Below are 13,020 nucleotides of genomic sequence, written 5' to 3' on the forward strand. Positions count from 1 at the left end.
AAATGGGCCGCGCCTCGCCAAAAGGGAAGGGCGCCTGCCGCTTGCGTTTTCCGCCGCGCCGGGGTTCAAAAGCGCCGCCCGCGCCGTTTTATCTGGCGGCCGACGGGCTATGCTCGCTGCTCCTCGATTCGCTGACCTGGATCCCACATGCGCCTTTCCCGCTATTTTCTGCCCATCCTGCGCGAGACGCCGAAAGAGGCGGAAATCGTCTCGCACAGGCTGATGCTGCGGGCGGGCATGATCCGACAGGAGTCGGCCGGCATATATGCCTGGCTCCCGCTCGGGCTGCGTGTGCTCAATAAGATCAACGCCATCATCCGCGAGGAGCAGACGCGCGCGGGCGCCATTGAATGTCTGATGCCGACCATCCAGCCCGCCGATCTATGGCGCGAGTCGGGGCGCTACGACGCCTACGGCAAGGAAATGCTGCGCATCGCCGATCGCCATGACCGGGAGATGCTCTACGGCCCTACCAACGAGGAGATGATCACGGAGATCTTCCGGGCCTATGTGCGCTCCTACAAGGATCTGCCGCTCAATCTCTTCCATATCCAGTGGAAATTCCGCGACGAGGTGCGTCCGCGGTTCGGCGTGATGCGCTCGCGCGAGTTCTTGATGAAGGACGCCTATTCCTTCGATCTGACGGCGGAAGCCGGCCGCCACTCCTATAACAAGATGTTCGTCGCCTATCTGCGCACATTCGCGCGCATGGGGCTGACGGCCATACCGATGGCGGCGGAATCGGGCCCCATTGGCGGCAACAGCCATGAGTTCATCATCCTTGCGTCGACCGGCGAGAGCGAAGTCTTTTGCCACAAGGATTTCCTCTCCTTCGCGCCGCCGCCGGCCTCGATCGATTTCGAGGATGCCGCGGGATTGCAGGCGGTCGTCGACAAATGGACCAGCCGCTACGCGGCGACGAGCGAGATGCATGACCCAGCCGCCTTCGCGGCGGTTCCCGAGGAGGCGCGGGTCGCGGCGCGCGGCATCGAAGTCGGCCATATTTTCTACTTCAGAACCAAATATTCCGAGCCGATGAAGGCCGTGGTCAACGGTCCGGACGGCAAGGAGGTCGTCGTGCAAATGGGTTCCTACGGCATCGGGCCGTCGCGCCTCGCCGCCGCCATCATCGAGGCGAGCCATGACGACAATGGCGTCATCTGGCCCGAATCCGTCGCGCCCTTCCACGTCGGGGTGGCGGATCTGAAGGTCGGCGATCCGGCGACGGGGAAGGTCTGCGCCGAACTCGTCGAGCAGCTCGAGAACGCCGGTCTGGACGTCCTGCACGAGGATCGCGACGAGCGCCCGGGCGCCAAATTCGCCACCCTCGATCTCATCGGCCTGCCGTGGCAGGTCCTGGTCGGGCCCAAGGGCCTCGCGGAGGGCAGGGTGGAGGTGAAGCAGCGCCGCACCGGCGAGCGGGAGCTCCTCGCCCCGCAGGACGCCGTCACCCGCATCGTCGCCGGCATGGGCCAGGCGCAGGCATGACCGAAGCCACGCAGCCGGGGAGAGGCGCCGGAGCCTTTTCGGCCTTCGAGCGGACAGTGGCGCTGCGCTATCTGCGCGCCCGCCGCGCCGACGGCTTCGTCTCCGTCATCGCGGGCTTCTCATTTCTCGGCATCATGCTCGGGGTCGCCACGCTCATCGTCGTCACCTCGGTGATGAACGGATTTCATCGCGAGCTGATGGACAAGATCATCGGCATCAACGGTCACGCCTTTCTCCAGGCGGTGGAGACGCCCTTCACCGACTGGGACCAGGTTTCCTCAAAGGCCGCAAAGGTGCCGGGCGTTCAGCTTGCAATTCCGATGGTCGAGGGCGCGGCGGGGATATCGACCCAGTTCGGCCAATCTGGCGTGCTCGTGCGGGGCGTGCGCGAGAAGGACCTGACCCGGCTCCCCGGCGTCGCGGCGAACGTCAAGAGCGGCGCGCTCGCCGGTTTCGATAAGGCGGGCGGCGTCGCCATCGGGCAGCGGCTGGCCGAGACGCTTGGCGTCGGCGTCGGCGACCCGGTCAGCCTGCTCGTGGCCAAGGGGGCGCAGACGCCGTTCGGAGTCGCGCCGCGGATCAAGGCCTACAAAGTCGTCGCGATTTTCTCGATCGGCATGTCCGAGTTCGACAATGTCTTCGTCTATATGCCGCTCGCGGAGGCGCAGCTTTTCTTCAACAAGGAGAACGAGGCGACCGTCATCGAGGCCTTCGTCACCGATCCTGAGAAGATGGACGATTTCCGCTTCAACGTCGAAAAGGCGATCGAGCGCCCGATCATCGTCACCGACTGGCGCCAGCGCAACAAGACCTTTTTCGACACGCTGCAGGTCGAGAAAAATATCCTCTTCATCATTCTGGCGCTGATCGTCGTGGTGGCGGCCTTCAACATCATCTCGGGGCTGACAATGCTCGTGAAGGACAAGACTCAGGACATCGCCATCTTGCGCACCATGGGAGCGACGCGCGGCGCGGTGCTGCGCGTCTTCCTGATCATCGGCGCGTCGATCGGCGTCGTCGGCACGCTGGCCGGATTTGCGCTGGGTCTTGCGCTCGCGAAGAATCTCGACGCCATTCGCGTCCTGGTCAACAAGCTCTTCGACGCCAATCTCTTTCCGGCGGAGTTCTATTTTCTCTCTCGGCTGCCGGCGATCGTCGATCCCCGCGAGGTGACGGCGATCGTCGTCATGACGCTTACGCTCGCCGTTCTCGCCTCGATCTATCCAGCCTGGAAAGCCGCCTCGCTCGATCCAATCGAAGCGCTGCGGCACGAGTAGCCGCGATGAGCGAGGCCGTTCTCGAACTACGCCGCATCGCGCGCCACTATCGCGAAGGCGAGGCGCGGCTCGACATTTTGGTCGACGTCAATCTGACGATCTACCCTGGCGAGACGGTCGCGCTGCTCGCGCCGTCCGGCGCCGGCAAGTCGACGCTCCTGCATATCGCCGGCCTCCTGGAAAAGCAGGACGGCGGCGAAGTGCTGATCAAGAATGCGGCGACCTCCCGCATGAGCGACGCCGAGCGCACGCGGCTGCGACGCGCGACGGTCGGCTTCATCTATCAATTCCATCATTTGCTGCCGGAGTTCTCGGCGCTCGAAAACGTGGCGCTGCCGCAGATGATCAATGGCCTGAGCGGGAGCGAAGCCCGCGCTCGGGCGCAGCAGCTGCTCGATTATTTGCGGCTTGGACCGCGCGCCTCGCATCGGCCTTCAGAGCTTTCCGGCGGCGAACAGCAGCGCGTCGCGATCGCGCGCGCGGTCGCCAATGCGCCACATCTACTGCTCGCCGACGAACCAACCGGCAATCTCGATCCTCGTACGGCGGAGCACGTTTTCGGGACGCTGTTGGCGCTCGCGCGCAGCACCGGGCTCGGGGCGCTCATCGCGACTCACAATCTCGAACTCGCCAAACAAATGGACCGCCGCGTAACCTTACGCGACGGTCGCATAGAGCAACTAAGCTGAAGTCGGCTTAGGCTTTCGTCGGCGGCTTCTTGTCGATGAACTGCTTCTTGTACCAGAGGCCGAACCCGACCAGCGCCAGACCCGCGAAGAATACGGCGATGGTGATTTCCCTCGACTGGGTCAGACCGACCGAGAAGGGGAAGCGGGCGACATATTCCTTCGTGCCGTCATCGCTCTTCGCCTTCACGAGACCGATGAACTTGCCTTCCTGAGGAAAGACGTGCTCGAAGGTGAGGGTGCCCGTTTTATACTTCTTGGGCGGAGAGTAATACTCAGTATTGGCCTCGAGATTCTCATTGTCATCCTTCTGGCCGACGTCGCGGATGACCCGCATCTCGAGGTTCATGTCGCGCAATTCGTCCTGCTGCGCGTCGAGGGTGATGATGGTGGGGCCAGCGTCTGGAATGTCGTCGCAGAACTGCTCACGCGACTTTTGAGGCTGATACCCGGTAAAAGTCATCGTATCGGGGCCGAGTTTCATCAAGCACTGGCCCTGATTGACGCCGACGTCGCCATGCGCATGCGCTTGCGTGATCCAGCCGGCCGCCGCCATTAGCACGGCGACGATAAATCGCATGATCATCTGGTTTTCTCCCTTCTGAACCGGCCGCTCTGTGATTGAGCGGTCTTCTTTGCGCGCAGGTCCGGTCCCGACGCGCCATATGTCGCACACTCGGTGCGCTAATGCGAGATGCAAAGGAATGATAGTCCCAGTCTCGTCCAGCAGCGCTTTAGTTAATATAAATCAAGCGCCCCCCCTTGTCCCGCGACCAACGGCCACAGCGCGCGGAAAAAGTATGTGCGACCCGTTTATTGTACAATCTAGTCGCCTGACGATGAATTTTTCGTGTCGGTCCGCCGCCGCCGAAGTTGCTTAAAAGTCATTCACTTGGCGTAACTTCGGCGCAATTTGGAAGCAATCATCGCCGCCAGGGTTGGCGAAGTTAAATTTTCATTTAACTTAATCCAACCACCACAAACCAGGGCGGGCAACATGTTGAACTTTCCTTATCTGCGTGACCAAGCTGAACTTTCTGTAAACGGCGGCGGCCTTTCGACCATCTGGTTGAAAGACCATCAGGCTCTAGTATTGCGCAAGACTCGGCCGGGTTTTGACGCGCCGACGATCGCCGCGATTACTGACATTTTGTCGTCAATCGACAGAGGCGAAATGAACGATCTCCGCTACCTTGTCTATGATTTCGCGCATGGGATGCGCGAGGCGCCCAAGCCGGCGAGCGGATTCGGGGATATCGCCGCTGAAAATTCGGAACTGATCGTCGATACGCCGGTGATCACGCTCGCCTGGGCGCGCGGCTTGATGAGCGGCTCCGATTTCGATTTCGCCATGCATTGTTCCGCAATCGTCGCCGAAAAGAGCGCCCATTTCTCGTTCTCGGGAGATCCGTCAGACCTTCTGGGCCTCTATGCCGCCGTCGGTCGGACATTGGGTTTCGTCAAGGCCGAGCGTCTCATGGAGAACAACACGGCGCTCACCGCGGAAGAAGCTCACGAACTGCTGATCGTCAGAGACGTGGTGGAACCACAGTCAGGCGCAGCCGCGATAGAGAACTACCTCGCGCAGTTCGGCAGGCGCTATAACGCCTCGCACGCGATTTTTCGCGCGCAACGTATGGTGCAACCTGTGGTTGACAGGCGCAGTCTGGCGGCGCTGGAGCGCAACTGACGCGTGTTTGAGCGATCTCACGCCGCGCTGACGAGGCGCGGCGCGTCCTGCCAATATTCGAGGAGCGGTCTGAGCTCCTCGATGGGCCGAGGCCGCGTGTAGAGATAGCCCTGAATGAGAAAAATATTCTTGCTCGCCATGAAGGCGAGCTGAGCGTCGGTTTCGACGCCTTCGGCGACGAGATCGATGGAGAGATCTCGCGCGAGCGCAGAGATCGCCGAGATGATCGCCTGGGTTTTCGGCGACTCGATCGCCTGTCGCGCAAAGGAGCGATCGATCTTGACCTTCTTCACCGGGAAACGGTTGAGATAGCCGAGGCTGCTGTAGCCGGTTCCGAAATCGTCGAGCGAGAGACGCACGCCGAGCGCTTCGATCTCGCGCAATTTGCTGTCGACGTCGTCCGATTCCATGAGCGTCGTTTCGGTGATTTCGAGCTCCAATCGATCGGGGTCCAGCCCCGACTCGCCGAGCGTTTGCGCGATCATCCCGGCGAGATCCTTCTGCTGGAACTGCCGCGGCGCGATGTTCACGGCGAGGCGGACGTTCGAGGGCCAGGATTTCGCGTCGTTGCACGCCTGTCGCAGCGCCCAGGCGCCGAGCTCGATGATCATGCCGGTCTCTTCGGCCACAGGGATGAACTCGGTCGGCGAGATCATCCCCCGGGTCGGATGGCGCCAGCGCAGCAGAGCCTCCAGAGAAACGATGGTCGCGGTTCTAGAATCGACGACCGGCTGGTAATAGACGACCAGCTCATTCTCCAGGAAAGCGTGGCGCAGCTCGGTGTCGATCGCGCGCTTTCGCGTCAGCGCGTCCTGCATCTCCTGAGAATACCAGATCGCCTTGCCGCGCCCTTCGGCTTTCGACCGGTATAGCGCGAGATCGCTGCATTTAAGCAGGCCGTCCGAGGTCTCCGCGTCTCTCGGCGCCATCGCCATGCCGATGCTCGCGCCGATGTTGATGACATGGTTCTCAACGACGAAGGTGCGATGCATCTCCGCCAATATGTCAGCGGCGAGTTGATCGACGTCGGGCAGCGGTTCGCCCCCGCGAAGCAGCACGCAGAACTCATCGCCGCCCAGTCTCGCCACCACATGCGGATGCGGGACGCAGTCGGCGAGGCGCGCGCCAACCGTGGACAACAGCTGATCGCCGATTGAGTGGCCGAGCGTGTCGTTGACTTCCTTAAACCGATCGAGATCGATGTTGAGCAGCGCGGCCTGCAATCCATGCTGCCTGAGCTGAACCATTTCCTTTTCCAGCGTCTCCTGAAACTGATAGCGGTTTGGCAGATTTGTCAGATCATCGAAATGCGCCATGCGCTCGATTTCACGAAGGGCGCGCTTTTGCAGCGTCACATCCTCAATCACGGTGACGAAGGATCCCGCTTCGGCGCGTTCGCAATGGAATTCGAAAAAGCGCTCGCCGAGCTTATGCGTGAAGATGTTCGCATGCGGCATCGTCACATGCCGCTTCCACCGCTCAATGAAAATTGTGATTTCCTGCGCCGATAGGCCGACGCTCTTGCCGATCGCATGCGCGAGCGATTCGAGCCGGATCGGCGTCGTCGCCGCGACGATGCCGAAAAAATCGAAGACGCGCCGATTCACGACGGTGACGGAGAGATCCGCGTCGCCCATGCACAAGCCGTGCGTCATCGAGTTCAGCGCGAGACTGAATTTTTGTCGCTGGCGGGTGGCGTCCAGGCCGTTGCGCAGCGCGGATTCGAGATTCCCGTGCAGAAATTTCGTCGTCGAATGAATGGAAATGATCAGCAGCACGACGATGAGCGCCAGTCCGAAATAGCGCCGCTCCTCGTGCATGATCGCCGCGATCGCAAGGGGAAGGGCGATGCCGAGCGATTGTGCGAGCACAATCCAGGGGCGACCGGCGTTGCGACCCGCGAGTCCGCTCAGGCCGCTCATCATGATGACGATGCTGTACACGCCGAGAACGTCGTTATAATGCTTATAGAACAAGACCGCGACGGATGCGCCGACCGCCGTCATAAAGCCGACCGCGCCGATGGCGTAGAGCCGTTCCCATTCCCGCGAGTCCCGTCTTCGCAGCGAAACGGGCGTGCCCGCATGTGCGAAGAAAACGTATAGCCGGAAGGCGCCAAGAACGGCGATCAGCGCCAGGAAGTAGAGAAAAATTTGATCGCCGAGAAGGAGCCAGGCGAGCCCAGGCGCGATCAGGCCGCCGAGCAGGCCCGCAAAAAAAGAACCCGCGGTGCCGAACAGGGTTTCGACCAGATCGCTGTGGATCTGAACGTCGGAGCTTTCGCTGGCGCCTGACTTCCCGCGAGCGAGCATGAGCTAAGCTCCTTCGGGGGGTGGGGGCTTTTTCAGGGCCTCGCCCTTACCGGCAGGCGGTCCGTCGCCAGAAAGGCGCAGCTGCGCCGAGACGAGCCGCTCCATGTAGCGCAGATCGTGCCGCGAGATGGCCATTGAGCAATCGGTCCAAAGCTCAACGACACGAAGCAACTCCTCCTTGCGCACCGGGAAACACTGCTTTCGGAATTTGACGAGGGCTTGACGGCGCTGCCACTTCGAGCCGTCCGGATCGAACATCCAATCACGAGCGGTGTCGAGCGCCTGGCCTTCCGGCGCGACGACATCGACGATGTCGAGATCAAACAGCTCGCGAGCCGAATAAACCCGGCCGGCCGAGAGAATCTGTTGCGTTCGCGCCGGGCCGACGCGCCGCGTGAGAAACGTCACCGCGCCCATTCCGGGAAAAGTGTTGAAGGCGATCTCGGGCACGCCAAGGCGCGCCCCCTCCTCGGCGATGACGAAATCCGTCGCCAGCGCGCCCTCGAAGCCGCCGCCCATGCACTGCCCTCTGACGACCGAGAGCGTCAGGACGGGAAGATCAAAGGCCGACGTCAGCGTGTACATGACCTCGATACAAGCATAGGCGTAGGTTAACAGCGAGTCCCGGTCATTGTTCCTGATACAGGCGGCGAATGTCGCAAGATCGCCGCCCAAACTGAACACATGCGGCTTCTTGGAGGCCATGACGATGTAGCGGATTGGCCACTTCGAGCCCTCGGTTTGCGCCAGATGCTTGATCGCCTCACGAAACTCAATTGCGTCCTGCAACATCCGCAAAGTGTAACAGTGCGGCGAGTCGGCGCGATAATTCATCCACACCGATTGGGTCGGCGCGTCATATTCAATGTCTAGGTTTTCGAAGCGCCAGTGAGGAAAATCTTGAGGAAGATGCCGTAGGCGCGCGGCGCTACTCATCGGCAATAACTCAGGGCCAAGGCCTCCCCCCTCGATCACGCAACACAACGGACCGGCCAGTTCCCGCCGCAGGGCGCCGCGGAGCCGGCGGGTCGGTCCGCCAAAAGCTTTAAGTGAGTTCGATTTAGCATTTGGCAATGCTGTCAACTCGCTCTCCAGGCTTTTTGATTATAGAGATTCAGAGATAAAACTGAACAAACGGTGCAACACCTCATCTATTGGACCAAGCTATTTGGCCTGAGTGACGCTTGCGCTAGGTCACTTCGAACCAGGTCGCTAGGCCGCTCGCTTCATGTTCCAAAATATCATCGTGAATCGCCCATTTTCCAAGAGATTCCGCGACGAAGGCGGCGTGCTTGGTCTTCCCCGGCGGGATGATGACCCCGTTTCGCCAATAGGGCTCCCACCCGTCGTCGAGGTCATGCAGCAGGCGCATGCATTGTCCGTGAACATGCAGGGCGAGCGCCACTGCCGACTTGTTGACAAATCCCAGCGTGACCGGCGTTCCACGCGCCACCCGAAAGAGCGGCGGGCCTTCATAGCCTTTGGTCAGGGAGCCGTTGATCGTCCAGGCGGGCCCTGATCCGCTCTTGCGCGGTTCGATCACGAGATCGACCTTTTTGGCGGCGGCGAGCTTGATCTCGGCAGGAAGGTCGGGATTTTTTGGAAGCGCCGCGATCGGCTCATGTTGCGAGGCCCTGGCGCCCCCTGCGCCGTTGGTTTCCGCCACGAAAAGCTCGAGATCGTCGCCGTTCGGCCCGCGCAAGATCAGACTGGCCTTGGCGCCTTCGGCCGCCGGCATATCGAACATCAGCTCGAAGCGCGCGCCCGGCGCGACCGGAATGCTGCGTTTGATGGGCTCGAAGGCCTCGCACGGCTGCCCATCGATGGCGATGACGAAAGGTTGCGCGCCCGCCAGCGACAGGACCATGATGCGCGCATTGCTGAGATTGGCCAGCCGCAGCCGCACCCTTGCGCCGGGCGGCAGGGTCTGCCTCGCGGGCGCCGCCCTGCCGTTGACGCAGAGCAGCGTGCCCAGCCGGCCGACCCCTCGCGCGGCGGCCGGGCCGTCGAAGCCCCCGGCGACCTGGCCCGCGTCATCGAGCAGCCAGTCGTCGAGAACGAGAAGCAGATCGGAATCCGCCGGCAGCGGCGTCGGCTCGTCGACGAGGAGCAGCCCTTTGAGGCCGCGCCCGACAAGTTCCGGAGTCGCGCCGAAGACGCTCGGCCGATAGCAGAAGAGGCCCGGATCGGTGAGCTTGCGGCGGTAGTCGAAGGAGGCGCCCGGCGCGACCGCCGCTTGCGTCAGCGGCGCCACGCCCTCCATCGCATTGTCGCCGCGCAAACCATGCCAGTGAATGGTCGCAGGCCGATCAAGCTTGTTGAGGAAACGCACCGCCAGTTCGTCGCCCTGGCGATATCGCAGGACCGGCCCCGGCGTTACGCCTTCGAAACCCAGAATGGCTGTGTCGGCTGCGCTCGTAAGCCGCGCCGCCCCTGGTCGCGCCTCAATGACGCGGAGACCCGTGGGCGCCTGCGCCATCGCCGGAAGCGCCGTCAGGCTGGCCGCGACGCCCGAAAGAACCGCGCGGCGGGAGAGGGGTTTGGACATCGCCCCTAGCTATGGCCCAGCGCGCGAGGTTGAGCAATGACCGAGGGCCGCTCTTCACCAGGCGTCAAGGGAGCGTTAGAACCGCCCGAACAGAGGGAGGCTCGAGACATGACCGCGCGGATGAACAGGGTCGCCGCCATTTTGGGCTTATGCAGCGCCGGCTGCTTTCTGCCGCTGACCGCTTTGGGGCAGGCGGGGCAAGGCTATTCCGATTACCGCCAATCGCTCATCGCCAGCGGGTGGAAGCCGAATGTCGGCTACGGGCTAAAAACCGCCCGGGGCAGGCCCCTATATAAATTTCCGGAAGTCGTCTGCGGTCCACAGCTCTGCAACGCCAAATGGCGCGACCCGCAGGGCCACGAGAAGGTGATCACGCTGATCCGCGGGCTCGAAGGAGCCGATCACCGCGTCGCTCCTCAATAGCCGGCGCCGGCTGGCATCCCGCCGCGTCCATGCTATAGAGCGACGCCCGGCGAATCGCGTTCGCGCTTGGGGGCGCCTCGGCGCGCCCTGCGCGCGGGACTGCGCCCCTTCGGGGGATCAGGATCGTTTGAGAGGAAGTCGAACTCGAGTTCGTCTCAAGCGATCCCGGTTGGCGGGCAGGGAATTTAGGCGGCCTTTCCGCCGATCGCGGGCGTGGCGGAACTGGTAGACGCGCCGGATTTAGGTTCCGGTGACGAAAGTCGTGGGGGTTCGACTCCCTCCGCCCGCACCAGCGCCGCCTACCGTGGCAGTCGAATAATCGTCGTCGCGCGCCGGCGACGCCGCAGTTATTGAGAAGGCTAACGAGATGGAAGTAACGCAGACCTCCTCGCAGGGTTTGAAGCACGAATACAAGGTTGTCCTGCCGGCCGGCGAACTCGCCGCCAAGCTCGCCGCGCAACTGACCGAGCTTCAGGCGAAGAGCCAGATCAAGGGGTTCCGCCCGGGCAAGGCGCCGATCGGCCATCTCAAGAAGCTCTACGGAAAGAGCATCATGAGCGACGTGTTGCAGGAGGCGGTGAACGACGCCAATCGCAAGATCGTCGAAGACAATGAGCTGCGCATCGCGCTGGAGCCGAAGATCGACTTTCCCGGCGGACAAGAGGAAGTCGAGCGCGCGCTGCTCGCCGAGGGCGATTTCGCTTACGTCGTCACCTTCGAGACGCTGCCGAAGTTCGACATCGGCGGGTTCGACGACATCTCGCTGGAGCGCCTCGTCGCGGAAGTGGCGGAGGACGACATCGAGAAGGCGCTGCAGTCGCTTGCCGAGCGCGCCCAGGAGTTCGAGGAAAAGGCGGAAGGCGCCAAGGCGGACAAGGGCGACAAGCTGACGATCGATTTCACCGGCAAGCTCGACGGGGAGCCCTTCGCAGGCGGCACGGGTGGGGATGTCGATCTCGTGCTGGGCGCGGGAACTTTCATTCCCGGTTTCGAGGAGCAACTGGAAGGCGCCGCCGCCGGCGAGCAGCGGGTCGTCAAGGTCCGCTTTCCCGAGGACTACGCCGCCAAGCAGCTCGCGGGGAAGGACGCCGAATTCGATGTGACGGTTAAGTCGGTTTCCGCGCCCAAGACTCTGGGGCTCGACGAGGAGCTCGCCAAGAAATACGGCTTCGAGTCGCTCGAGGCGATGAAAGCCGCGGTTCGCGGCAATCTCGAAGCCGACTTCGATAAGGCGTCGCGCGAGAAAATGAAGCGCGCGCTCCTCGACGCGCTCGACGGCCGCTATTCTTTTGAGCTGCCCGAGAGCCTCGTAGAGCAGGAATTCGCCAATATCTGGGGACAGCACGAGCAGGAAAGCCAACGCGCGGGCAGGTCTGTCGCAGAAGAAGGCAAGTCAGAGGAAGAGACCAAGGCCGAGTTCCGCAGAATCGCCGAACGTCGCGTGCGGCTTGGGCTGGTTCTGGCCGAGATCGGAAAGAGCGCCGACGTGAAGGTCGACGAGAAGGATCTGACCGACGCCCTGGTCGAGCGGGCCCGCATGTTCCCTGGCCAGGAGAAGGCCGTCTGGGATTATTACCGCAACAATGAACAGGCTCTCGCCCAGCTCCGCGCCCCGATCTACGAGGAGCGTGTCGTCGATCACCTCGCCAAGCTGATCAAGATCACCGACAAGACCGTCTCCCGCGACGAACTCTTCAAAGAAGACGAGGAATAGTCGGCCGTCCGGCTGCTCCTCGCAGCGGAGACGCGCCGCGAGGACATCCTGCGGGATCGCGGGCCCGTGCGTCGGCGCGCCGCCCGAGCGCGGCCGCCTGCAATCGCATCTTTGCGTCGGGCGCGGGCGCGGATATATGACGGGTCAACGAATTCCCGGCGCGGGCGCATCAGCCTCCGCCGGATCACAGAGGCGATACGCGATGCGCGATCCGATCGAGAACTACAGCCAATATCTCATTCCGCAGGTGATCGAGAACACCTCCCGCGGAGAGCGCGGCTTCGACATCTATTCCCGTCTTTTGCGCGAACGCATCATCTTCGTCACCGGCCCGATCGAAGATCACATGGCGTCCGTGATCATCGCGCAGCTGCTGTTTCTAGAGTCCGAGAACCCGAAAAAGGAAATCTCGCTCTATATCAATTCGCCGGGCGGCGTAGTGACGTCCGGCCTCGCCATCTACGACACGATTCAGTTCATCAAACCGCAAGTCTCGACGCTGTGCGTCGGACAGGCGGCGTCGATGGGCTCGCTTCTGCTTGCCGCCGGCGCAGATGGCCTGCGCTATGCGCTGCCCAACGCGCGCGTCATGCTGCATCAGCCGTCCGGCGGCTTCCAGGGGCAGGCGTCCGACATTCAGCGCCATGCCGAAGACATTCTGAAAGTGAAAAAGCGCCTCAATGACATCTATGTCCGTCACACGGGCAAGGATTATGAGACGATCGAGCGTACGCTCGACCGCGATCATTTCATGTCGGCGGAAGAAGCGCGGGCCTTTGGAATTGTCGACGCCGTTCAGGAGAGGCGGCCCGACGAAGAGGGCGACGCCAAGCGCTGAATGCGGGATGCTGGCGCGGGCCGCGTTGTTCTGAGCGCCCGCGC

The 13,020-nt window shown here is 62.4% G+C and carries 11 protein-coding genes and 1 tRNA gene; 8 read left to right on the plus strand and 4 right to left on the minus strand.

All coding sequences use genetic code 11. The features are described from left to right. Positions 1-147 precede the first annotated feature (147 nt). Genes proS through AC0X69_RS17995 form a run of 3 tightly spaced genes read left to right on the plus strand, consistent with a single transcriptional unit; the run spans position 148 to position 3,454 of the window. A complete protein-coding gene (gene proS, locus AC0X69_RS17985; protein WP_482609422.1) occupies positions 148-1,488 on the plus strand; it encodes a proline--tRNA ligase in 1,341 nt (446 codons plus the stop codon). After that, a complete protein-coding gene (locus AC0X69_RS17990) occupies positions 1,485-2,765 on the plus strand; it encodes a lipoprotein-releasing ABC transporter permease subunit (RefSeq protein WP_482609424.1) in 1,281 nt (426 codons plus the stop codon). The genes proS and AC0X69_RS17990 overlap by 4 nt, the downstream gene beginning before the upstream one ends. Positions 2,766-2,770: 5 nt before the next feature. Continuing rightward, positions 2,771-3,454 carry an ABC transporter ATP-binding protein gene (locus AC0X69_RS17995; RefSeq protein WP_482609426.1) on the plus strand — a complete coding sequence of 228 codons (684 nt, stop codon included), beginning with the start codon at positions 2,771-2,773 and terminating at the stop codon, positions 3,452-3,454. Between the two features lie 7 nt (positions 3,455-3,461). Here the strand turns inward: AC0X69_RS17995 and AC0X69_RS18000 are convergent, their stop codons facing one another. Further along, positions 3,462-4,037, minus strand: coding sequence for a hypothetical protein (locus tag AC0X69_RS18000; RefSeq protein WP_482609428.1), 576 nt, complete (start codon positions 4,035-4,037; stop codon positions 3,462-3,464). A gap of 411 nt (positions 4,038-4,448) precedes the next feature. Between AC0X69_RS18000 and AC0X69_RS18005 the strand changes: the two genes are divergently transcribed. After that, positions 4,449-5,141, plus strand: coding sequence for an enoyl-CoA hydratase-related protein (locus AC0X69_RS18005; RefSeq protein ID WP_482609430.1), 693 nt, complete (start codon positions 4,449-4,451; stop codon positions 5,139-5,141). Between the two features lie 17 nt (positions 5,142-5,158). Here the strand turns inward: AC0X69_RS18005 and AC0X69_RS18010 are convergent, their stop codons facing one another. The 3 genes from AC0X69_RS18010 to AC0X69_RS18020 all read right to left on the minus strand — a co-directional run bounded on the left by AC0X69_RS18010 (position 5,159) and on the right by AC0X69_RS18020 (position 10,001). Then, positions 5,159-7,453, minus strand: a complete 2,295-nt coding sequence (locus tag AC0X69_RS18010) for a putative bifunctional diguanylate cyclase/phosphodiesterase (protein ID WP_482609432.1) — start codon at positions 7,451-7,453, stop codon at positions 5,159-5,161. Between the two features lie 3 nt (positions 7,454-7,456). Then, positions 7,457-8,389, minus strand: coding sequence for a crotonase/enoyl-CoA hydratase family protein (locus tag AC0X69_RS18015; protein WP_482609434.1), 933 nt, complete (start codon positions 8,387-8,389; stop codon positions 7,457-7,459). A gap of 253 nt (positions 8,390-8,642) precedes the next feature. Further along, on the minus strand, positions 8,643-10,001 hold the full coding sequence (locus tag AC0X69_RS18020; RefSeq protein ID WP_482609436.1) for a multicopper oxidase family protein: 1,359 nt from the start codon (positions 9,999-10,001) through the stop codon (positions 8,643-8,645). A 108-nt stretch (positions 10,002-10,109) separates the two neighbouring features. Between AC0X69_RS18020 and AC0X69_RS18025 the strand changes: the two genes are divergently transcribed. The 4 genes from AC0X69_RS18025 to AC0X69_RS18040 all read left to right on the plus strand — a co-directional run bounded on the left by AC0X69_RS18025 (position 10,110) and on the right by AC0X69_RS18040 (position 12,976). Then, positions 10,110-10,424: a hypothetical protein gene (locus AC0X69_RS18025; RefSeq protein WP_482609438.1), complete on the plus strand. Its 315-nt coding sequence runs from the start codon at positions 10,110-10,112 to the stop codon at positions 10,422-10,424. A 207-nt stretch (positions 10,425-10,631) separates the two neighbouring features. Next, positions 10,632-10,716 (plus strand) — tRNA-Leu (locus AC0X69_RS18030). A 75-nt stretch (positions 10,717-10,791) separates the two neighbouring features. After that, positions 10,792-12,138: a trigger factor gene (gene tig / locus AC0X69_RS18035; RefSeq protein ID WP_482609440.1), complete on the plus strand. Its 1,347-nt coding sequence runs from the start codon at positions 10,792-10,794 to the stop codon at positions 12,136-12,138. A 202-nt stretch (positions 12,139-12,340) separates the two neighbouring features. Then, complete coding sequence (locus AC0X69_RS18040; protein WP_482609442.1) at positions 12,341-12,976, plus strand: ATP-dependent Clp protease proteolytic subunit; 636 nt, start codon at positions 12,341-12,343, stop codon at positions 12,974-12,976. The last annotated feature ends 44 nt before the right edge of the window (positions 12,977-13,020 follow it).

This window comes from Methylocystis sp. Uni0008 (assembly GCF_056838045.1).